The organism is Pseudomonas sp. PvP025, from assembly GCF_017832155.1.
Classification (GTDB): domain Bacteria; phylum Pseudomonadota; class Gammaproteobacteria; order Pseudomonadales; family Pseudomonadaceae; genus Aquipseudomonas.
Genome location: NZ_JAFIBJ010000001.1, coordinates 4,808,712 through 4,828,787, shown reverse-complemented (window position 1 = coordinate 4,828,787; position 20,076 = coordinate 4,808,712). Strand labels below are relative to the sequence as shown.

21 protein-coding genes are annotated in these 20,076 nt (G+C 63.1%); 13 read left to right on the top strand and 8 right to left on the bottom strand.

Going from position 1 to position 20,076, the window contains the following annotated elements; all coding sequences use genetic code 11:
* Positions 1-9 precede the first annotated feature (9 nt).
* Complete coding sequence (locus tag JOE32_RS20935; protein WP_209988385.1) at positions 10-2,103, top strand: TonB-dependent siderophore receptor; 2,094 nt, start codon at positions 10-12, stop codon at positions 2,101-2,103.
* Positions 2,104-2,476: 373 nt separating this feature from the next.
* Here JOE32_RS20935 and hemH read toward each other — a convergent pair whose 3' ends face one another.
* Both hemH and JOE32_RS20925 read right to left on the bottom strand, forming a co-directional pair.
* Positions 2,477-3,502 (bottom strand): ferrochelatase, encoded by a 1,026-nt coding sequence (hemH, locus tag JOE32_RS20930; RefSeq protein WP_209988381.1) that lies wholly within the window; start codon positions 3,500-3,502, stop codon positions 2,477-2,479.
* Between the two features lie 15 nt (positions 3,503-3,517).
* Positions 3,518-4,417 (bottom strand): TIGR01777 family oxidoreductase, encoded by a 900-nt coding sequence (locus tag JOE32_RS20925; protein WP_209988379.1) that lies wholly within the window; start codon positions 4,415-4,417, stop codon positions 3,518-3,520.
* A 213-nt stretch (positions 4,418-4,630) separates the two neighbouring features.
* Between JOE32_RS20925 and JOE32_RS20920 the strand changes: the two genes are divergently transcribed.
* From JOE32_RS20920 to JOE32_RS20865, 12 genes are all read left to right on the top strand, one after another.
* Complete coding sequence (locus JOE32_RS20920; protein WP_209988375.1) at positions 4,631-5,617, top strand: FAD-dependent oxidoreductase; 987 nt, start codon at positions 4,631-4,633, stop codon at positions 5,615-5,617.
* Positions 5,614-5,829: a TIGR02450 family Trp-rich protein gene (locus JOE32_RS20915; protein ID WP_209988372.1), complete on the top strand. Its 216-nt coding sequence runs from the start codon at positions 5,614-5,616 to the stop codon at positions 5,827-5,829. Before JOE32_RS20920 ends, JOE32_RS20915 begins: the two co-directional genes overlap by 4 nt.
* A 113-nt stretch (positions 5,830-5,942) precedes the next feature.
* Entirely contained in the window at positions 5,943-6,902 is a 960-nt protein-coding gene (locus JOE32_RS20910) for a DUF523 and DUF1722 domain-containing protein (RefSeq protein ID WP_209988368.1), read from the top strand.
* Positions 6,903-6,905: 3 nt separating this feature from the next.
* Positions 6,906-7,832: a MerR family transcriptional regulator gene (locus tag JOE32_RS20905; RefSeq protein WP_209988365.1), complete on the top strand. Its 927-nt coding sequence runs from the start codon at positions 6,906-6,908 to the stop codon at positions 7,830-7,832.
* Positions 7,833-9,275 carry a deoxyribodipyrimidine photo-lyase gene (gene phrB, locus JOE32_RS20900; protein ID WP_209988362.1) on the top strand — a complete coding sequence of 481 codons (1,443 nt, stop codon included), beginning with the start codon at positions 7,833-7,835 and terminating at the stop codon, positions 9,273-9,275. It begins immediately after the preceding gene.
* Complete coding sequence (locus JOE32_RS20895; protein ID WP_209988360.1) at positions 9,268-9,693, top strand: nuclear transport factor 2 family protein; 426 nt, start codon at positions 9,268-9,270, stop codon at positions 9,691-9,693. Before phrB ends, JOE32_RS20895 begins: the two co-directional genes overlap by 8 nt.
* Entirely contained in the window at positions 9,690-10,472 is a 783-nt protein-coding gene (locus JOE32_RS20890; protein ID WP_209988357.1) for an SDR family NAD(P)-dependent oxidoreductase, read from the top strand. The genes JOE32_RS20895 and JOE32_RS20890 overlap by 4 nt, the downstream gene beginning before the upstream one ends.
* Complete coding sequence (locus tag JOE32_RS20885; RefSeq protein WP_209988354.1) at positions 10,469-11,716, top strand: FAD-dependent oxidoreductase; 1,248 nt, start codon at positions 10,469-10,471, stop codon at positions 11,714-11,716. The genes JOE32_RS20890 and JOE32_RS20885 overlap by 4 nt, the downstream gene beginning before the upstream one ends.
* Positions 11,713-12,522 carry a DUF1365 domain-containing protein gene (locus JOE32_RS20880; RefSeq protein ID WP_209988352.1) on the top strand — a complete coding sequence of 270 codons (810 nt, stop codon included), beginning with the start codon at positions 11,713-11,715 and terminating at the stop codon, positions 12,520-12,522. The genes JOE32_RS20885 and JOE32_RS20880 overlap by 4 nt, the downstream gene beginning before the upstream one ends.
* Positions 12,509-13,780, top strand: coding sequence for a cyclopropane-fatty-acyl-phospholipid synthase family protein (locus tag JOE32_RS20875; protein WP_209988349.1), 1,272 nt, complete (start codon positions 12,509-12,511; stop codon positions 13,778-13,780). Before JOE32_RS20880 ends, JOE32_RS20875 begins: the two co-directional genes overlap by 14 nt.
* Positions 13,773-14,282 (top strand): DUF2878 domain-containing protein, encoded by a 510-nt coding sequence (locus tag JOE32_RS20870; protein ID WP_209988347.1) that lies wholly within the window; start codon positions 13,773-13,775, stop codon positions 14,280-14,282. The genes JOE32_RS20875 and JOE32_RS20870 overlap by 8 nt, the downstream gene beginning before the upstream one ends.
* A 52-nt stretch (positions 14,283-14,334) precedes the next feature.
* The gene (locus tag JOE32_RS20865; protein ID WP_004372444.1) at positions 14,335-14,640 is read left to right on the top strand and encodes a YkgJ family cysteine cluster protein; all 306 of its coding nucleotides are present in this window, start codon (positions 14,335-14,337) and stop codon (positions 14,638-14,640) included.
* A gap of 56 nt (positions 14,641-14,696) precedes the next feature.
* Here the strand turns inward: JOE32_RS20865 and JOE32_RS20860 are convergent, their stop codons facing one another.
* The 6 genes from JOE32_RS20860 to hemA all read right to left on the bottom strand — a co-directional run bounded on the left by JOE32_RS20860 (position 14,697) and on the right by hemA (position 20,063).
* Entirely contained in the window at positions 14,697-15,215 is a 519-nt protein-coding gene (locus tag JOE32_RS20860; protein ID WP_209988344.1) for an acyloxyacyl hydrolase, read from the bottom strand.
* Positions 15,216-15,327: 112 nt separating this feature from the next.
* Positions 15,328-16,122 carry a glutamate racemase gene (murI, locus tag JOE32_RS20855; RefSeq protein ID WP_209988341.1) on the bottom strand — a complete coding sequence of 265 codons (795 nt, stop codon included), beginning with the start codon at positions 16,120-16,122 and terminating at the stop codon, positions 15,328-15,330.
* Entirely contained in the window at positions 16,115-16,870 is a 756-nt protein-coding gene (locus JOE32_RS20850; protein WP_209990654.1) for a molybdopterin-synthase adenylyltransferase MoeB, read from the bottom strand. Before JOE32_RS20850 ends, murI begins: the two co-directional genes overlap by 8 nt.
* Entirely contained in the window at positions 16,864-17,694 is an 831-nt protein-coding gene (prmC, locus tag JOE32_RS20845; RefSeq protein ID WP_209988339.1) for a peptide chain release factor N(5)-glutamine methyltransferase, read from the bottom strand. Before prmC ends, JOE32_RS20850 begins: the two co-directional genes overlap by 7 nt.
* Complete coding sequence (gene prfA, locus JOE32_RS20840; protein ID WP_209988336.1) at positions 17,695-18,777, bottom strand: peptide chain release factor 1; 1,083 nt, start codon at positions 18,775-18,777, stop codon at positions 17,695-17,697.
* Complete coding sequence (gene hemA / locus JOE32_RS20835) at positions 18,774-20,063, bottom strand: glutamyl-tRNA reductase (protein ID WP_209988334.1); 1,290 nt, start codon at positions 20,061-20,063, stop codon at positions 18,774-18,776. The genes prfA and hemA overlap by 4 nt, the downstream gene beginning before the upstream one ends.
* Between the last annotated feature and the right edge of the window lie 13 nt (positions 20,064-20,076).

The window sequence follows — 20,076 nt, the reverse complement described above, 5'->3', positions numbered from 1 at the left end:
CGCTCTCTCATGTCGTCTCGAAAGTTTGCCCCCCTGGCCGGCCTCGCCCTGGGTTTGCTGCTCGATCCCGCCTACGCCGAAGAAAACACCGTGGAACTGGACACCATCAGCGTCACCGGTGATACCTATGAGTCCGCCACCAGCCCGGTCACTGGCTACCGCGCCAGCCGCTCTGCCAGCGCGACGAAAACCGACACAGCCCTGCGCGACATCCCGCAATCGATCAGCGTGATCCCCGCCACAGTGCTCAAGGACCTGGGCAGCACCAGCGTGGAACGCGCGCTGGAATTTGCCGGCGGCGTGTCCAAGCAGAACAACTTCGGCGGCCTGACCCTCTACGAATACAGCGTGCGCGGTTTCACCACCTCGGAGTTCTACCAGGACGGTTTCAGCGCCAACCGCGGCTACCCGAGCACACCGGATGCGGCCAATATCGAACGCATCGAAGTGCTCAAGGGCCCCGCCGCCAGCCTCTATGGGCGTGGCGATCCCGGCGGCACAGTGAACATCGTCACCAAAAAGCCCCAGCCCGAAGCCTTCACCACCCTGCAAACCAGCGCTGGCAGCTGGGACCGCTATCGCACCGCGCTGGACGTCAACACTCCGCTCGACGCCGAAGGCAAGGTGCTGTCACGGGTCAACCTGGCCGTGGAGGACAACCACAGCTTTCGCGATCACGTCGAGAGCAAGCGCGTGTTCGTCGCGCCCTCGTTCAGCTGGCAGCTGGACCCGGACACCAGCCTGCTGGTGGAAAGTGAATTCGTGCGCCACAGCTCCACCTTCGACCGTGGCATCGTCGCCGCCCCCGGTGTTTCGCGTTCCACCTTCCTCGGCGAGCCCAATGACGGTGACATCGACAACCACAACAACCGTATCCAGGCCACCCTCGAACACCACCTCAATGACGCCTGGAAACTGCGCCTGGCCAGCCATTACAAACAGGGCAGCCTGTGGGGCGATGCGTCGGAAAACCGCGCGCTGAATCCCGACGGCCACACCCTCAACCGTCGTTACCGCGAACGCTCCATGGGTTGGCACGACAGCATCACCCAGCTGGAGTTGCGCGGCCTGTTCGACATTGGCAGTTGGCAGCATGAGGTGCTGATCGGCACCGAATACGAGGACTACCGCAAGAAGGAACGCGTGACCGCCATCGGCGGCAGCAATTACGCCATCGACCTCTACAACCCTGTCTACGGCCAGCCCAAGCCCAATGGCCTGCGCTCCGGTACCGATTTTTTCGAACAGACCAAAAGCCACGCGCTGAACCTGCAGGACCAGATCATCTTCACCGACCGCCTGCGCGGCATGGTGGGCGCGCGTGTTGAGCATTTCGAGCAGAGCACCGACGATTTCACCCGCAACGTCACCAGCCAGCAGACCCACGACGCCCTCACCCAGCGCGCCGGCCTGCTGTATCAGCTCACGCCTGAAGTCGGAGTGTTCGCCAACGCCTCCACCTCGTTCAAGCCCAACAGCGGGCTGGATGCCGGCGGCAACACATTCAAGCCGGAAGAAGGCGTGGGTTACGAGGTGGGGATCAAGACTGAGCTGTTCGAAGACCGCCTGAGCGCCACCGTCGCCGCGTTCCATATCGAGAAGGAAAACGTGCTCGCCCTGGACCCGGCCACCAACACCAACCGCGCCATGGGCAAGGCCCGCAGCCAGGGCGTTGACCTGCAATTGAGCGGGCAACTGACTGACGCTGTGCGGGTGATCGGCGCCTACGCTTACATCGATGCCGAAGTGACCAAGGGCGACGCTACCATTCCCGCCGGCAGCCGCATTCTCGGCGTGGCCAGGCACAGCGCCAGTCTGCTGGGGGTGTATGAATTCCAGGATGGCGCGCTGCGCGGATCAGACCTGGGCGCGGCGTTTACCTACGTGGGCGATCGCTCCGGCGAGGCGGGCACCCGCTTTGAATTGCCCGCCTATCACACCGTGGATTTGCTGGCCCACTACAAGGCCAGCAAAAACGTGACCGTGGGTTTGAACCTGAACAACCTGTTCGATGAAAAGTATTACGAACGGTCCTACAGCACTTACTGGGTGAATCCGGGCGAGCCGCGCAACCTCACGGTCAGCCTGACCCTCAACCTGTAAACACAGAGCAAAAATGTGCGAGGCCTCGCCAAGTCTTCGACTTAGCGCTGTCGCGCAGCAAACTGGGGCCTCTGTGGCGAGCAGGCTTGTCCTGCGTTGGGCTGCGCAGCAGCCCCAAAACCAGACGCTGAGCCGTATCAGGTACACCGCGTTTTGCTTGATTGGGGGCGCTTCGCACCCCAACGCGGGGCAAGCCCGCTCGCCACAGGAATGTGGCTGCCTGAAACTTCAGGCTTTAAAATCAATAAGTTATTTTGTGTTTGATAAGAGGGGGCTTGCTCCCGATGCAGTGGATCAGTCACCAGATGCCGTGACTGACACCCCGCAATCGGGAGCAAGCCCGCTCCCACATTTGGAGCTGTGCCGGTTTCGATTACAGTGACACCGGCGCGCGCTCGCAGAGCGTGTTGAGCGCCGCCGCCCATTGCGGGTCATCGTTGAGACACGGCACCAGCACCAATTCCTCGCCCCCCGCTGCGCAAAACTGCTCGCGCCCGCGATCGCCGATCTCTTCCAGCGTCTCGATGCAGTCGGCCACAAATGCCGGGCACATCACCAGCAGCTTTTTCACACCCTGCTGGGCCAGCGCTTCCAGGCGCGCTTCGGTGTAGGGCTCGATCCACTTGGCGCGGCCCAGGCGCGACTGGAACGCCACCGACCACTTGCCGTCCGGCAACCCCAGCCGCTCGGCAAAATTACGCGCAACGCTGAAGCATTGCGCGCGATAACAGGTGGCGAGCACCGCAGGCGAAGCATTCCTGCAGCAATCGGCGTCCTTGAAGCAATGCTGGCCAGTGGGGTCGAGTTTGGTCAAATGGCGCTCGGGCAGCCCGTGAAAACTGAGCAACAGGTGATCGTAATCCTGCTCCACATACGCCCGCGCGCTCTGCGCCAGGGCGTCGAGGTATTCCGGCTGATCGTAGAACGGCTGCAGGATCGAGAGTTGCACCTTCAGCTGCTTCTCACGTATCACCCGCCAGGCCTCTTCAATCACGGTGGTGACCGTGCTGTCGGCAAACTGCGGGTACAACGGCGCCAGCGTTACCTTTTGGATGCCCTGCGCGGCCAGGCGCGTCAGCGTGGTTTCCAGAGACGGCTCACCGTAACGCATCGCCAGTTCGACCGGGCCCTGGGTCCATTGCCGGGTCATCTGCTCTTGCAGGCGACGGCTGAGCACCACCAGGGGCGAGCCCTCGTCCCACCAGATGGAGGCGTAGGCATGCGCCGACTGCTCGGGGCGCTTGATCAGGATCAGCGACACCAGCAGGCGCCGCACCGGCCACGGCAGGTCGATCACATAAGGGTCCATCAAAAACTGGTTGAGGTAGCTGCGCACATCGGCCACCGAAGTGGACGCGGGAGAACCCAGGTTGACCAGTAACAACGCGTGATCCGTCATGCAACTTCCTATGGCTTAAAGGCGGCTGGACAAATCGTCCAGGGCCGCATGCAACTGCGTGAACTGAAATGTAAAACCGGCGGCCAGCAGCCGTTCAGGCACGGCCTTCTGCCCGCCCAGCAGCAATCCCGACAACTCGCCCAACCCCACCTTCAACGCAAACGCCGGCATCGGCATGAAGGCCGGGCGATGCAGCACCTGGCCCAGGGTCCTGGCAAACTCGCGGTTGCGCACCGGGTGTGGCGCGCAGGCATTATAAGGACCGCTGGCGCCTTCCTTGTGCAGAAGAAAATCAATCAGGGCGATTTGGTCCTTGATGTGCACCCACGGCATCCACTGCCGCCCATTGCCGATAGGCCCGCCCAGCGCCAGTTTGAACGGCAGCAGCAGGCGCGACAAAAAGCCGCCCTCGGCCGCCAGCACCAGGCCAGTGCGCACCAGCACCACGCGCACCCCGAGGGCTTCGGCGCGCTGGGCGGTTTCTTCCCAGGCGATGCACAGCTGGCTGGGGAAATCGTCCTGCACCGGGCCACTGGCTTCGGTCAATTCGCGCTCACCCCCGTCGCCGTACCAGCCCACCGCCGAACCGGAAATCAACACCGCCGGTTTCTGCGCCAGGCCTTCGATCCACGCCAGCAGGCTTTCGGTGAGGCTGATGCGACTGCTCCACAGCAACGCCTTGCGCTTGTGCGTCCACGGACGGTCGGCGATCGGCGCGCCGGCAAGGTTGACCACCGCGTCCACCTCGCCGATCACGTCCTGCAAACGGCCAACGCCCAGTACCTGGGCGCCACACAACCTGGCCACTGTTTCCGGCTGACGGCTCAAGACAGTCAGGCGATGGCCCTGGGCAAGCCAGTGGCGACACAGTTGGCGGCCGATCAAACCTGTACCGCCGGTCAGCAAAATATGCATGGGATCTTCCTCATGTAACGTTCACCGCCCGTCACTGGTCTATTTTACTAATTAGGGACAATGTTGAATTCGGACGTAACGTTGGTTAAGTCACCGACGTTAACCATAGGTCACGCCACACAATCAGGCACGCCAAAACTTATACCAAAAAACGAGATTGTACAGCTATTGGTGTCGGCGTAGGCTGTACCCAACGGTAAAACGAGGCCTCCCATGAGTGTTCCCATCGCAATCATCGGCACCGGCATCGCCGGCTTGTCCGCTGCCCGAGCGTTACGAGACGCGGGGCAGGTCGTACACCTTTTCGATAAAAGCCGCGGCAGCGGCGGCCGCATGTCCAGCAAGCGCAGCGATGCCGGCGCGCTGGACATGGGCGCGCAATACTTCACCGCCCGCGACCGCCGCTTCGTCAACGAAGTACAGCGCTGGCAGAGCAACGGTTGGGCCGAGCAGTGGAAGCCGCAGTTGTACAACTCCAAGGCCGGCCAGCTCACGCCCTCCCCCGACGAGCAGATCCGCTGGGTCGGCACACCGCGCATGAGCGCCATCACCCGTGCGCTGCTCGACGACCTGCCGGTGACATTCGGTTGCCGCATCACCGACGTGTTCCAGGGCGAACAACACTGGAACCTGCTGGACGCCGACGGCGGCAACCATGGCCCGTTCAGCCACGTCATCATCGCCACGCCCGCTCCCCAGGCCACTGCGCTGCTGGCGGCCGCGCCCAAGCTGGCGAGTGCCGCTGCCGGCGTGAAGATGGACCCGACCTGGGCCATCGCCCTGGCCTTCGACAAACCTCTGGATACGCCGATGCAAGGCTGTTTCGTGCAAGACAGCCCGCTGGACTGGCTCGCGCGCAACCGCAGCAAGCCCGGGCGCGACACCACCCTCGATACCTGGGTGCTGCACGCCACCAGCGCCTGGAGCAAGGCGCACCTGGACCTGTCCAGGGAAGCCGTGATCGAACACCTGCACGGCGCCTTCGCCGAGTTGCTGCACTGTGCCATGCCGGCGCCGTCGTTCAGCCTGGCTCACCGCTGGCTCTATGCTCGCCCGTCCGGCAGCCACGAGTTCGGCGTACTGGCCGACGCCGACCTGGGCCTGTTCGTGTGCGGTGACTGGTGCTTGTCCGGCCGTGTCGAAGGCGCATGGCTTAGCGGCCAGGAAGCGGCGCGACGCCTGATCGAGCATCTGCAATGAACCGCATCAATCCGGCCAAGCTGCTGCTGTCGAAATGGACCGCGACCGCGCCGAAGAACAAGGAAAAGCATTTCCTCGTCACCGAGCTGTTTCGTGACGAGGAAAACATCGTACTGGAAATCGAACTTCAGGCAGTGATGACCCGGCGCACCCAACGCCTTGCGTGGCAAACCCTGCAAGACGCTGACCACTGGACCATGGGCTGGAAGTAACCCCCGCAGCAAAACCTATACAAAATATTTGACTTGTACACCATCAAACCTATGATGAGATTAGTTGTACAGAGCCTTAAGCCTGTACAGGATTTTTTTGCCGAGGTTTGCCCATGCCCAGCACCGCAAAACCCAGGATTGGCATCAGCGCCTGCTTGCTGGGCGAGAACGTGCGCTTCAACGGCGGACACAAACAATCCCAGTTGTGCAGCGAGACGCTCGCCGATTACTTCGACTTCGTGCCGCTGTGCCCCGAAGTCGCCATCGGCCTGGGTATCCCGCGTGAAACCATCCGCCTGGTCGGCGACGCCGCCAACCCGCAGGCGGTGGGCACCGTGCACCGTGAGCTGAACGTCACCCAGCCTCTCGACGAATACGGCCAGCAGATGGCCCGTGAACACACCGACCTGTGCGGCTACATCTTCATGCAGAAGTCGCCGTCCTGCGGCCTGGAACGGGTCAAGGTGTACCGTGACAACGGCGCCCCGGTCGACGGCGGCGGGCGCGGCATCTACGCCCAGGCATTCTGCGCGCGCCACCCCAACCTGCCGGTGGAAGAAGACGGCCGGCTGAACGATCCGGTGCTGCGGGAAAATTTCCTCACCCGTGTGTTCGTTTACGACAGCTGGCAACAGCTGCTGGCCGAAGGCCTGACGCGTCATCGCTTGCTGTCCTTCCATGCGCGCTACAAATATTTGCTGATGGCCCACAGCCCGGCGCATTACAAAAGCCTGGGTAACCTGCTGGGCAGCATGAGCAAGGGCGATAACCTCTCGGAGTTGGCCGACTGTTATTTCAGCGACCTGATGACCGGCCTGAAAAAATGCGCCACCCGCGGCACCCACACCAACGTGCTGCAGCACATCAGTGGCTACCTCAAGCAGGCCATCAGCAGCGACGACAAGCAGGAAATGCAGACCGTCATCGACCAATACCGCCACGGCATCGTGCCGCTGGTGGTGCCACTGACCCTGCTCAAGCACCACTTTCGCCAACACCCGGATCGCTACATCGCGCAGCAGGCCTACCTGCAACCGCACCCGGAAAACCTCAGCCTGCGAAATGCGATCTAAGCCATGAAAGCCGCCCTGCTAGACGAACCCGATGACATCGCCCAAGCCCTCGAAGACGGCTGGCTGCCGATTCGCGAGGTGGCGCGCCAGACCGGCGTCAACGCGGTCACCCTGCGCGCCTGGGAGCGGCGCTACGGCCTGATCGTGCCGCAGCGTACGCCCAAGGGGCATCGGCTATTTAGCGACGTCCATGTGCAACGCATCCACACCATCCTTACGTGGCTCAATCGAGGCGTGCCGGTCAGCCAAGTGAAAAACCTGATCGACTCTGCGCAGACCGGGCCGGACGCCGTGGAAAACGAATGGCACGCGCTGCACCAGAACCTGCTGACCGCCATCAGCGAACTGGCCGAGCGCCGGGTCGACGACGCCTTCAACCAGGCCATGGCGCTGTACCCGCCGCGCACGCTCTGCGCGCAATTACTGTTGCCGCTGCTGCAGGCGCTGGAGCAACGCTGGCAGGGCCAGTTCGGCGCGCAGATGGAGCGGGTATTTTTCCTGTCCTGGCTGCGCAGCAAGTTCGGTGCACGCATCTACCACACCAATCGCCAGTTACAGGGCGCGCCACTGCTGCTGGTCAATCACTCCGACCTGCACCTGGAGCCGCACCTGTGGCTCAGCGCGTGGCTGGCCAGCAGCGCCGACTGCCCGGTGGAAGTCTTCGACTGGCCGCTGCCTGCCGGCGAACTGGCCCTCGCGGTGGAACACCTGCAACCGCGCGCGGTGCTGCTGTATTCGAGCAAGGCCCTCAATGTGCCGGCGTTGACCAAACTATTGGGCGGCGTCAGTTGCCCGATTTTGCTCGCCGGACCAACGGTGTGCATCCACCACGCCGAACTGGCCGTACTAACCCAGGACATCCCTGACCTGTTCGTCGCCGAAGACCCCTTGGCGGCCCATCAGATACTGATTGAGCGTGGAATTGTCTAAATGCATTTGATCTGGCTGCGCACCGACTTGCGCCTGCACGACAACACCGCCCTGGCCGCCGCGAGCCAGCGCGGCCCGATGGCCGCCGTGTATCTGATCACGCCCGAGCAATGGCTGGCCCACGACGATGCCGCGTGCAAGGTCGACTTCTGGCTGCGCAACCTGCAGTCCCTGAGCCAGGCGCTGGGCACACTCAACATTCCCTTACTGATCCGCACCGCCCCGACCTGGCACCAGGCACCCGCCGTGCTGAGCACGCTGTGCCAGGAACTGTCGGTGGAATCGGTGCACATCAACGAGGAATACGGCATCCACGAAAGCCGTCGCGACCAGGCCGTGGCCCAGGCACTGGAAGCCTGCGGCGTGACGTTCCACCGCTACCTCGACCAACTGTTTTTTCAACCCGGCAGTGTGCTGACCAAGACCGGCACCTACTTCCAGGTCTTCAGCCAGTTTCGCAAGGTGTGTTACAGCCGCTTGCACAGCGCGCTGCCGCGCTTGGTGGCAACGCCGAAAGCCCAGCAAAAACTGCCGTTCGCCAGCGACCCGATTCCGCACAGCGTGCCCGGCTTCGAAACGCCCAGCGACAGCCTGCGCGCACTCTGGCCGGCCGGCGAAGACGAAGCCCGACGCCGCCTCGACGCCTTCACCGACCAGCAGATCGGCTATTACAAGGACGAGCGCGACTACCCGGCCAAACCGGGCACCAGCCAGCTCTCCGCCTACCTCGCCGCCGGTGTGGTGTCGCCGCGTCAGTGCCTGCACGCGGCGTTGCAGAGCAACAGCGGCGAGTTCGAAACGGGCAACGTTGGCGCCGTCACCTGGATCAACGAATTGCTGTGGCGTGAGTTCTACAAACATATTCTGGTCGGCTACCCACGGGTATCGCGCCACCGCGCATTCCGGCCCGAGACCGAAGCCGTCGCCTGGCGCCACGCGCCCGAGGACCTGGCGGCGTGGCAGGAAGCGCGCACCGGCCTGCCGATCATCGACGCTGCCATGCGTCAGTTGCTGGAGACCGGCTGGATGCACAACCGCCTGCGCATGGTGGTGGCGATGTTTCTGACCAAGAATCTGCTGATCGACTGGCGCGAGGGCGAGCGTTTTTTCATGCGCCACCTGATCGACGGCGACCTCGCCGCCAACAACGGCGGCTGGCAGTGGAGTTCTTCCACCGGCACCGACTCGGCGCCCTATTTCCGCATTTTCAGCCCGCTGAGCCAGTCGGAAAAATTCGACGGCGAGGGCGTGTTCATCAAGCACTGGCTGCCGCAGTTGGCGGCGCTGAACAAAAAGGACGTGCACAACCCCGAGGCCGCCGGTGGGCTGTTCGGCGTGGCGGACTACCCGCGTTCGATCGTCGACCTGAAAAAATCCCGCCAGCGCGCCCTTGCCGCCTTCCGCAGCCTGCCGTCCCGTCAAGCGGTGGCCGCGCATGAGTGACTTTCTGCGCCGCTTCGCCCAGGCCTTTGCCACGCTGGACAAGCACAACCTGCACCTGCTCGACAGCCTGTACAGCCAGGACATCGCCTTCGCCGACCCGCTGCATCAGGTGCATGGCCTGCCTGAACTGCGCCGCTACTTCAGCGAGCTGTACAGCCAGATCAGCCAGCTGCGTTTCGACTATCAGGGTTTCGATGAGGTGGCCGAAGGCGAAGGCTACCTGCGCTGGAAAATGAGTTTTTGCCACCCGCGCCTCAACGGCGGCAAGGTCATCCGAGTGGAAGGCTGCTCGCACCTGATGTGGCGCGACAACAAGGTGTACCGCCATCGCGACTATTTCGATGCCGGCGCCATGCTCTATGAACACCTGCCGGTAGTCGGCCGAGCCATAAGCTGGCTGAAAAGGAGAATCGCATGAGCCTGACCTCGCCCCGCCGTTACTGGTTGACCGGTGCCAGCAGTGGCATCGGTGCCGCCCTGGCCCTGGAGCTGCTCGACAGCGGCGCCCACGTGGCCGTCAGCTCGCGCTCCCAAGGCCCGCTGGACGCGCTAGCCCGGCGCTACCCCGGCCAGGTGCTGGTGGTGGCCGGCGACCTGACCAACAGCCAGACCGTGCGCGAAATCGGCGAGCGCATCGGCGAAGCCTGGGGCGCGCTGGACACCGTGATTCTCAATGCCGGCACCTGCGAATACGTGGATGCGCGTCAGTTTGATTCGTCCATCGTCGAACACGTGGTGCGCACCAACCTGTTGGCCAGCAGCTACTGCATCGAAGCCGCCCTGCCGCTGCTGCGCGCCGGGCGCACGCCGCACCTGGTGGGCGTCGCCAGCGCCGTGACCTACTTACCGATGCCACGGGCCGAAGCTTATGGCGCGTCCAAGGCCGGTTTGCGTTACCTGTTCGAATCCCTGCGCATCAGCCTGTCGCCGGAGCATATCGACGTCACCGTGATCAGCCCGGGCTTTGTCGATACACCGCTGACCGAACGCAATGATTTCCCGATGCCCTTGAGCTGGCCGGCCGACAAAGCGGCACGGCACATTTTCGCCAAGCTGGACAAACGCCCGCTGGAGATCGCGTTCCCGGCCATGTTCATCGCCGCCCTGTGGCCGCTGTCGAAACTGCCGAACCGCGCGCAACTGATCATCGGCAAGCGCATGCTGCGCAGCCCGCCGCCGCAGAAGGACGACCTGTGAAGATCGCCATCATCGGCAGCGGCATCGCCGGCCTGACCAGCGCCTACCTGCTCAGCCGTCGCCACGACATCAGCGTCTTCGAAGCCAACGCCTGCATCGGCGGGCATACCCATACCGCTCATGTGACGGTCGATGGCCAGCCTTACGCGGTGGACACCGGTTTTATCGTGTTCAACGACTGGACCTACCCCAATTTCATCCGGTTGCTGGGGCAAATCGGCGTGACATTCAAACCCACCGAAATGAGTTTTTCAGTGAACGACCAGCGCAGTGGCTTCGAATACAACGGCAATAACCTCAATAGCCTGTTCGCCCAACGCCGCAATATGCTCTCGCCGGGGTTCTGGGGCATGTTGCGTGACATCTTGCGCTTCAACCGCCAGGCGCCGCTGGACCTTGAACAGCAACGCATCAGCGCCGACATGACCCTGGGCGACTACCTGGCAGCCGGCGGCTACGGCCCGCGATTCATCCGGCATTACATCGTGCCGATGGGCGCAGCGATCTGGTCGATGTCACTGGCGGACATGCTCGGTTTTCCGTTGCAGTTCTTTGTGCGTTTCTTCAAGAATCACGGCCTGCTGTCGGTGAACAATCGCCCGCAATGGTGCGTGATTGAAGGGGGCTCCAGCGCCTACATCGAACCGCTGACCCGCGGCTTTCGCGAAAAAATCCGTCTCGATTGCCCTGTGCACAAGGTCGAGCGCAACGCTGATGGCGTGGTGATCCACAGCGCCGCTGGCAGCGAGACATTCGACCGCGTGGTGTTCGCCTGCCACAGCGACCAGGCCCTGGCCCTGCTGGCCGACCCGAGCGAGGCCGAGCAAGCCATCCTTGGCGCCCTGCCCTACGCCGACAACGACGTGGTGCTGCACACCGACACCCGCCTGCTGCCCACGCGCAAACTGGCCTGGGCCAGCTGGAATTACCGCCTCACCGGCAGCGCCGACACCCAGGCCGCCGTCACCTACGACATGAACATCCTGCAAGGCATCGACAGCGCCACCACGTTTTGCGTCAGCCTCAACCAGACGCCAATGATCGATCCGCGCAAAATTCTTGCGCGCTTCACCTACGCCCATCCGCAATACAGCCTGGCGGCGGTGGCCGCGCAGGAACGCTGGGAAGAGTTGAACGGCGCGCGCAATACCTTTTACTGCGGCGCCTACTGGGCCAACGGCTTTCATGAGGACGGCGTGGTCAGCGCGCTGCGCGTGGCCCAGGCCTTCGGGGAAACCCTGTGAACAGCGCCCTGTACAGCGGCTGGATCGCCCATCGCCGGTTTGCGCCCAGGGCCCACGCCTTTCGCTACCGCATCGGCCTGCTGTACCTGGACTTAAGCGAGCAGGACCAGGTGCTCGCGCTCTCGCCCCTGGCCGGCACCCATCGCCTGGCGCCGTTCGGCTTTCGCCAGCAGGATTACCTGCGCACCTTGACCCGCCACGGCATGAGCCTCACCGACGCGGTGCGTCTTGAGGTGGGCAAGGCGCTGGGGCGCACGCCCCAGGGCGCGATCTGCCTGCTGACCCAGGCCCGCAGTTGGGGCCTGGCGTTCAACCCGGTGAGTTTCTTCTACTGCTACGAGGCAGGTGGGGAGCTGGCCGCGATTTTGTGTGAAGTCACCAACACCCCGTGGCGCGAGCGCTATCACTATGTGCTGCCGGCCCTGGCCCTTGGCGCAGGCGAACATCAGCACTTCGCGGTGGCCAAGGCGTTCCATGTGTCGCCATTTTTGCCGCCCGACCTCGAATACCGCATGAGCTTCAGCCCGCCCGCCGACCGGCTGGGCGTGCACATGGCCGACTGGCAAGGCGAACTCAAAGTCTTCGACGCCACGTTGAGCCTGCAAAAAGAGCCGCTCACCCGCGCCAGCCTGCACCGTTACCTGCGGCGCTTCCCGTGGATGACCGCCAAGACCTGCCTGGCCATTTACTGGCAGGCCGTGCGCCTGTTGCTCAAACGCACACCGATTTTCCCCCACCGAGCCGCCGATGGCGCCTCTCGCACTGCAGTTGGGTATACCAAGGATCGCCGCCATGAAATCCCCTAATGTATCGGTCAAGGCCACCCGCCTGAACGTCAATGGCATGACCAGTGCGCTGCTGCGCAAGGGCGTGCTGCGTCAGCTCAGCCAATTGCGCCACGGCCAGTTGGTGCTGATCGAGGACGGCGAGCGCCACGTATTTGGCGCACGGGAAGCGCATCTGTTGGGGGAGATCCATATCCTCGACGCCGCCGTGTGGGGCCTGGTGGCGGCCAACGGCTCTATCGGTGCGGGTGAGGCATTTATCCACGGTTATTGGACCAGCCCCGACCTCACCGCCGTGGTGCGCGTGATGGTCAGCAACCTCGACGTGCTCGATGCGATGGAAGGCGGTCTGGCGCGCCTCGCACGGCCGTTCACCCAGGGCCTGCACTGGCTCAACCGCAATACGCGCAAGGGCTCGCAGAAAAACATCGCGGCGCATTACGACCTGGGCAACGACCTGTTCGAGGAATTCCTCGACCCAACCATGATGTACTCGGCGGCGCAGTTTCTTAAGGCCGACGACACCCTGGAACAGGCGCAACTGAACAAGCTGGAACGCATCTGTCAGAAACTGTCGCTCAAGCCCGGCGACCACCTGCTGGAAATCGGCACTGGCTGGGGCAGCATGGCGCTGTACGCGGCGCAGCATTACGGCTGCAAGGTCACCACTACCACCTTGTCCAAGGAACAGTTCGCCTACACCGAACAGCGCATTGCCGCCCTGGGTTTGCAGGACCAGGTGACACTGCTGCTGAGGGACTACCGCGACCTCACCGGCCAGTTTGACAAGCTGGTGTCCATCGAGATGATCGAAGCGGTAGGCCACCGCTTCCTGCCGACCTACTTCAAGCAATGCGCGCACCTGCTCAAGCCCGACGGGCTGATGCTGCTGCAGGCCATCACGATTCGCGAGCAACGCTTCGAGCAGGCCAGGAACAGCGTCGATTTCATCCAGCGCTACATTTTCCCCGGTGGGGCGCTGCCCAGCGTGCAGAACATGTTGCACATCGTCAGCCGCGACACCGACATGAACCTGCTGCACATGGAGGATTTCGGCCTGCACTACGCGCGCACCCTGCGCCTGTGGCACGAGAACTTTCGCCGTGCTCATGGCCGTCTTGCGGAATTGGGCTACGACGAATATTTCCTGCGCCTGTGGGAATTTTATCTGTGCTACTGCGAAGGCGGCTTCATGGAACGCACCATTGGCACGGCGCAGTTGCTGTTGGCCAAGCCGGCGGCGATCAACCCGCCATTGCTCGGGCGCTTCGATGCTTAAATCGTTGGCCAACGCGGCGCTGTTCCAGTGCGGCTGGTTCGCCTGCGTGCTGGGCGGTGACAGCCTGTGGTTGCTGGTGGGGCTGGCGGTACTGGCCATTCACCTGCTGTGGATCAGTTCGTCGGCCGAGGATGGCGTGCTGATCATCAGCGTCACGCTGGTGGGCACGCTGTTGGACACGGCGTTACGTGCCCTTGGCGTGTTTCACTTCAACGAGCCGGGCCCACTGATTCCGTTCTGGTTGATGTTGCTGTGGGCTCTGCTGGCAACCACGCTGCACCATTGCCTGGCCTGGAGCGCGCGGCCATGGTGGCGCGCGGCATTGCTGGGGGCGATGGGCGGCCCGGCGTCCTACTACGCGGGGAGCCAATTGGCCGGCGTGCAGTTCGGTTACGCCACAGGCCCGACGATGGCCGGGTTGGCGGTGCTGTGGGCGTTTGTGTTCACGCTGCTGACCGCAGCAGCCGCCAGCGACAAGTTTCAAGCGGCAAGCAAAAGATGAAGCCGGTCGGCTTCTACTTGCAGCTTGCCGCTTAAAGCTGGAAGCTGCCCCCATGACCACCATCCCTCACATACAGCTCAACGAACCCGCCGTCACCTGCTCGACGTGCGCGGCCTGTTGCTGTCAGCTGGAAGTGCTGCTGATCACCGACACCGGCGTGCCGGAACGCTACATCGACACCGATGACTGGGGCGGCGAAGTGATGCTGCGCCTGGATGACGGCTGGTGTGCAGCGCTGGACCGCGACACGATGATGTGCACGATTTACGAGCGACGCCCGCTGATCTGTCGGGAGTTCGAGATGGGTGCACCGGAGTGCCTTGAAGAGCGCCAGGGTATTGCGACGGCGTATCGCTGAGGCTTAATCGAAAGTCGCCATGTGGGAAGGGCTTGCCCCCTCCCACACTTCAAGCATTACAGCGGCAGGGTGTAGTGCACCGCGTAGCTTTCCACACCATCGTTGTTGCTGCTCATGCCGGCATTGGAATAGTGCGTGGCACGAATGCCCACTTCATGCCCGCCGGCAAAGCGCAGACCAAAGCCGATACGGTCTTCGAACTGGAAGGCCTGGCCGATGTTGTTGTCTTCCAGCTGAGTGCGCGAGAACACGGCCAGGCCGATGCCCGCTTCGATGTAAGGCTTGACCGACTGCCCGGCAAACTCATACACAAACACTGGCGAGAACGACAGGCTGCTGGCACCGGCAGTCTTGTCGCCGTCCCAGTAGGTGTAGGCGCCGCTCCAGTAGCCGGTCAGCCGACCCACGTCGCTCTGCCACCAGCTTTTGTCCCAATCGGAGGTCAAGCCAAGCCGATAGGTCATGGTTGAATCGCTCGTTCCCCCCACTCCAAATTCCAGGCCGGCAGCATTGGCCGAAACAGAGTGTCCTACCACAGCGGCCACAATCGCGGCCAAACAGAACAAGCGCTTCATAAGAAACATCCTTTCCAAACGAAGTTATAGAGTGTTGTACAGGCTATCTCGCTATAGAAGCTGGCACATAGACGGAAGTTCCACACCAATAGCGAGCTATTTCACGAATTTTTCACGCGCCAAATATTCGCACAACGCTCGGATATTTCCATAGTGTCGGTAGGATATTTCTTAGGTGATACAGATCACCGCTGGTCCAGAACTGGGCCGGACTCGGGTTGCCCGTCGCTAAAAGGTCGCGCTGGCCCAGTAAATGCTTGAGCTGACGGGCCACGGCGGCGCCGGTATCGATGAGGATGACGCTGGGTGGGAGCATCTGCGCCAGCAGCGGTTTGAGAAAGGGATAGTGGGTGCAGCCGAGAATAATGGTGTCGCAGCCCGCGTTGAGCAACGGCTCGATATAGCCCTGCAACAGCTGGCGCAGGGCCGGGCTGGTCAAGTCGCCGGTTTCAATCAACTCCACCAGACCCGGGCACGGCTGCGTGATCACCCGCACATCGGTGGCGAACCGATCAAGCAAGGCGGCGAACTTGGCGCTTTGCAGGGTGCCGGTGGTGGCAAGCACTCCGACGACCCCGCTGCGGGTGGCGGCGGCGGCAGGCTTGACGGCGGGCTCCATGCCCACCAACGGCCAGTCCGGGAAGTCCAGACGCAGGTCGGCCACGGCCGCCACTGTCGCAGTGTTGCAGGCAATCACGAAGGCCTTGGCGCCTTGACTGCGGAAAAACTCGGCCACCAGGCGCGAGCGTTCGAGAATGAACGCGGGGGTTTTCTCGCCATAGGGAATATGCCCGCAGTCGGCCACATACAGCAGTGATTCGTGGGGCAGTAACTGCTGGATTTCGTCCAACACCGACAGGCCGCCGACGCCGGAGTCGAACACGCCGATTGGCGCATCCTTAAGCATGCGGCGCCCCGCATACGCTGCAAGCGGGATCGCGCTTGACGCGCAACTCACGAAAACGCGTGGTCAAGGCATCGATCAGCAGCAAACGGCCCACCAGCGGCTCACCGAACCCGGCCAGCAGTTTCAGCGCCTCCAGGGCTTGCAGGCTGCCAACCAGTCCCACCAGCGGGCCGATCACGCCGGCTTCGCTGCAGGTGAGTTCGGTATCGCTGCCGTGCCCGTATAAACAGTGATAGCAGGGGCTGTTGGCGCGGCGCGGGTCGAACACCGACAATTGCCCTTCCAGGCGAATCGCTGCGCCGCTGACCAATGGCCTGGCGGCGGCCACGCAGGCCGCATTGACCGCTTCGCGGGTGGAGAAGTTGTCGCTGCAATCGAGCACCACGTCTACGGCCGCCACGGCGGCGGCCAGGGAGCCGGCGTCCAGCGCGCTGCGGTGGGTAACCAGCCTGACCTCAGGATTGACGGCGGTCAGGCGGCGCACGGCCGAGTCGACCTTGGTCTGCCCGACGCTGTCGGTGTCGTGGATGATCTGGCGTTGCAGGTTGGTCAGGTCGACCGTATCGAAGTCGGCCAGGTGCAGCTCGCCCACGCCGGCTGCGGCGAGGTAAAGCGCCACCGGCGCGCCCAGGCCACCCAGGCCGACGATCAATGCGCGGCTGTTTTTCAGGCGCAACTGGCCTGCGATGTCCACCTGCTGCAACAGAATCTGCCGGCTGTAGCGCAACAGCTCCTGGTCGGTCAGCACGGCCATTGCCCCAGGCTGATGCGTTCGTGACCGCCGAGGTCGATGCGGCTGTGAACGCCCTCGAACCCCTGGCTCAGCAGCAGATCGCGCACGGCCTGCGCCTGGTCGTAACCGTGTTCGAGCAACAGCCGGCCTCCGGCATTCAGGTGAATCCCGGCCTGCTGGATGATCAAGCGCAGATCGTCCAGGCCATCGCGGCCTGCCACCAGCGCGCTGGCCGGCTCGAAACGCACATCGCCCGCCACCAGGTGCGGGTCGTTGTCGGCAATGTAGGGCGGGTTGCTGATGATCAGATCAAATGTACGACCGCCCAGGGCGCTGAACCAGTGACTGCTCAGCACCGTGGCGTTATCAAGGTGCAGCCGCTGGCGATTGCGCTCGGCCAGGGCCACGGCCTCCAGCACGCGATCAACGGCGGTCACCTGCCAGGCCGGGCGCTCGCTGGCCAGGGCCAGGGCAATGGCGCCGCTGCCGGTGCCCAGGTCGAGCACCGTAGCGGGCGTGGCCGGCAGCAATTCCAGTGCGGCCTCCACCAGCAGTTCGGTGTCCGGGCGCGGGATCAGCGTGTGCGGCGCCACTTCCAGGTCCAGTTTCCAGAAGCCCTGCTGGCCGAGGATATAGGCCACCGGCTCGCCGGCTCGGCGCCGTTGCAGGTAACCGGCAAACGTGAGCGCCGCTTCGCTGCTGACGATTTTTTCCGGCCAGGTGTGCAGGTAGCTGCGCGACTTGCCCAGCGCAGCCGCCAGCAGCAGCTCCACATCCAGACGCGCGGTGGGCGAGTCTGGCAGGTCAGCGGCGCGCAACAGGCTGGCGATGATGGTCATTTATTCACCAATGGCTGCGAGTTGATCGGCCTGGTATTCGGCCAGCAACGGCTCGATCACCGCGTCCACGCCGCCGGCAAGGATTTCGTCGAGCGAATAAAGGGTGAGGTTGACGCGGTGGTCGGTGACGCGGCCTTGGGCAAAATTGTAGGTGCGGATACGCTCGGAGCGATCGCCCGAGCCCACCAGCAGCTTGCGCTCGCTGGCAATGGCGTTGGCGGCGGCGCTGGTCTGCTGGTCGTTGAGCTTGGCCGACAGCCAGGACATGGCCCGCGCACGGTTCTTGTGCTGGGAGCGTTCTTCCTGGCATTCCACCACGATGCCCGACGGCAAGTGGGTGATGCGGATCGCCGAGTCGGTCTTGTTCACGTGCTGACCACCGGCGCCCGAGGAGCGGTAGGTGTCGACGCGCAGATCCGCCGGGTTGATCTCGATGGTTTCCTGCTCGTCCGGCTCGGGCAACACCGCCACGGTGCAGGCCGAGGTATGGATACGGCCCTGTGACTCGGTCGCCGGCACCCGCTGCACGCGATGTGCGCCGGACTCGAACTTGAGCTTGCCGTAGACGTTGTCGCCCTCGACCCGCGCGATGACTTCTTTATAGCCACCATGCTCGCCTTCGTTTTCCGACAGGATCTCCACCCGCCACCCGCGCCGCTCGGCGTAGCGCGAATACATGCGGAACAGGTCGCCGGAGAAAATGGCCGCTTCGTCGCCGCCGGTGCCGGCACGGATTTCGAGGAATACGTTGCGCCCGTCGTTGGGGTCCCTGGGCAGCAGCATGCGTTGCAGGTCGCCTTCCAGCTCAGTCAGCTTTTCCTTGGCCTCGCGGACTTCTTCCACGGCCATTTCGCGCATGTCCGGGTCGTTGTCCTTGAGCAGCGCCTGGGCGCCTTCGAGGTCGGCCTGCACTTTCAGCAAATTCGTGTAAGTGGCAACCACAGGCTCAACTTCGGCGTATTCCTTGGAATAGGCGCGGAATTTGGTCTGATCGGAAATGACTTCGCCATCGCCAAGCAAGGCGGTCAGTTCTTCGAAACGGTCCTGGAGCACGTCCAGTTTATTGAGCAGTGAGGCTTTCATTGCGGTTTTTTATCCGAAGAGCTGTCTGACGCGCCCTCACCGAGGGCAAAGAGTTCCTGGGCCATGGCCAGCGCATCGAGGCGGCCTTCGGCAGTCAATTTTTTTAGCTGTACGCTGGGCGCGTGGAGCAGTTTGTTGGTCAGGCCACGCGCCAGCTGCATCAGCACCTCTTCGGCGCTGCTGCCGTTGGCAAGCAGACGCTGGGCCTTGATCAACTCCTCGTCACGCAGGCGTTCGCCCTGTTGACGATAGGCCTTGAGCACGTCCACCGCCGCCAGTTCGCGCAGGCGCACCATGAAATCTTCGGCGCCGACGCTGACCATCTCCTCGGCGGCCTGGGCGGCGCCCTGGCGGCTCTTGAGGTTTTCGGCGACCACTTCGTGCAAGTCATCGACGCTATAGAGGTAAACGTCGTCCAACTCGCCGACTTCGGGTTCGATATCCCGTGGAACGGCAATGTCCACCATGAAGATCGGCTTGTGCTTGCGCAGCTTCAGTGCACTTTCTACCGCGCCTTTGCCCAGTATCGGCAATTGACTGGCGGTGGAGCTGATCACGATATCACTGCGCACCAGTTCGGCCGGAATATCCGACAGCAACACCGCGTGGGCACCGAACTGTTCGGCCAGGCTGCTGGCGCGTTCCAGGGTGCGGTTGGCGACGACGATGCGCTGCACACCCAGCTCGTGCAGATGGCGGGCGACCAGGGTGATGGTCTCGCCGGCGCCGATCAGCAGGGCCTGGCTGCGTTGCAAATCGCTGAAAATCTGTTTGGCCAGGCTGACCGCCGCAAAAGCGACGGACACCGGGTTTTCGCCGATGGCCGTGTCGGTGCGCACCTGCTTGGCAGAATTGAACGTGGCCTGGAACAGACGGCCCAACAGCGGGCCGACCGTGCCGGCCTCGCGCGCGACGGCATAGGCGGACTTCATCTGACCAAGGATCTGCGGTTCGCCCAATACCAGCGAATCAAGCCCGGAGGCGACGCGCATCATGTGACGAACGGCCGCATCCTCTTCGTGCACATACGCGCTGGCGCGCAGGTCGTCGAGGCTCAAATGGTGATAATCGGCGAGCCAGCGCAGCACTACATCCGCTGACAGATGTTCCTGCTCTATATAGAGCTCGCTGCGATTGCAGGTCGAAAGGATTGCAGCTTCGCGGCTGTCGGTGAGCCGGCAGAGCTGTTGCAAGGCCTCAACCAACTGCTCCGGCGTAAACGCCACGCGCTCGCGCACGTCGACTGAGGCAGTCTTGTGGTTAATACCGAGTGCGAGGAAGGCCATTCAATATCGCTGA

Bases quoted from the DNA above. Each gene is read 5' to 3' on its own strand.
- JOE32_RS20905 (WP_209988365.1), top strand. From the start codon at position 6,906: ATGAAAGCCGCCCTGCTAGACGAACCCGATGACATCGCCCAAGCCCTC.
- JOE32_RS20860 (WP_209988344.1), bottom strand. From the start codon at position 15,215: ATGAAGCGCTTGTTCTGTTTGGCCGCGATTGTGGCCGCTGTGGTAGGA.
- murI (WP_209988341.1), bottom strand. From the start codon at position 16,122: ATGCTTAAGGATGCGCCAATCGGCGTGTTCGACTCCGGCGTCGGCGGC.
- hemH (WP_209988381.1), bottom strand. From the start codon at position 3,502: ATGACGGATCACGCGTTGTTACTGGTCAACCTGGGTTCTCCCGCGTCC.
- JOE32_RS20915 (WP_209988372.1), top strand. From the start codon at position 5,614: ATGAACCGCATCAATCCGGCCAAGCTGCTGCTGTCGAAATGGACCGCG.
- JOE32_RS20910 (WP_209988368.1), top strand. From the start codon at position 5,943: ATGCCCAGCACCGCAAAACCCAGGATTGGCATCAGCGCCTGCTTGCTG.
- hemA (WP_209988334.1), bottom strand. From the start codon at position 20,063: ATGGCCTTCCTCGCACTCGGTATTAACCACAAGACTGCCTCAGTCGAC.
- JOE32_RS20890 (WP_209988357.1), top strand. From the start codon at position 9,690: ATGAGCCTGACCTCGCCCCGCCGTTACTGGTTGACCGGTGCCAGCAGT.
- phrB (WP_209988362.1), top strand. From the start codon at position 7,833: ATGCATTTGATCTGGCTGCGCACCGACTTGCGCCTGCACGACAACACC.
- JOE32_RS20875 (WP_209988349.1), top strand. From the start codon at position 12,509: ATGAAATCCCCTAATGTATCGGTCAAGGCCACCCGCCTGAACGTCAAT.
- JOE32_RS20920 (WP_209988375.1), top strand. From the start codon at position 4,631: ATGAGTGTTCCCATCGCAATCATCGGCACCGGCATCGCCGGCTTGTCC.
- prfA (WP_209988336.1), bottom strand. From the start codon at position 18,777: ATGAAAGCCTCACTGCTCAATAAACTGGACGTGCTCCAGGACCGTTTC.
- prmC (WP_209988339.1), bottom strand. From the start codon at position 17,694: ATGACCATCATCGCCAGCCTGTTGCGCGCCGCTGACCTGCCAGACTCG.
- JOE32_RS20895 (WP_209988360.1), top strand. From the start codon at position 9,268: ATGAGTGACTTTCTGCGCCGCTTCGCCCAGGCCTTTGCCACGCTGGAC.
- JOE32_RS20925 (WP_209988379.1), bottom strand. From the start codon at position 4,417: ATGCATATTTTGCTGACCGGCGGTACAGGTTTGATCGGCCGCCAACTG.
- JOE32_RS20935 (WP_209988385.1), top strand. From the start codon at position 10: ATGTCGTCTCGAAAGTTTGCCCCCCTGGCCGGCCTCGCCCTGGGTTTG.
- JOE32_RS20865 (WP_004372444.1), top strand. From the start codon at position 14,335: ATGACCACCATCCCTCACATACAGCTCAACGAACCCGCCGTCACCTGC.
- JOE32_RS20870 (WP_209988347.1), top strand. From the start codon at position 13,773: ATGCTTAAATCGTTGGCCAACGCGGCGCTGTTCCAGTGCGGCTGGTTC.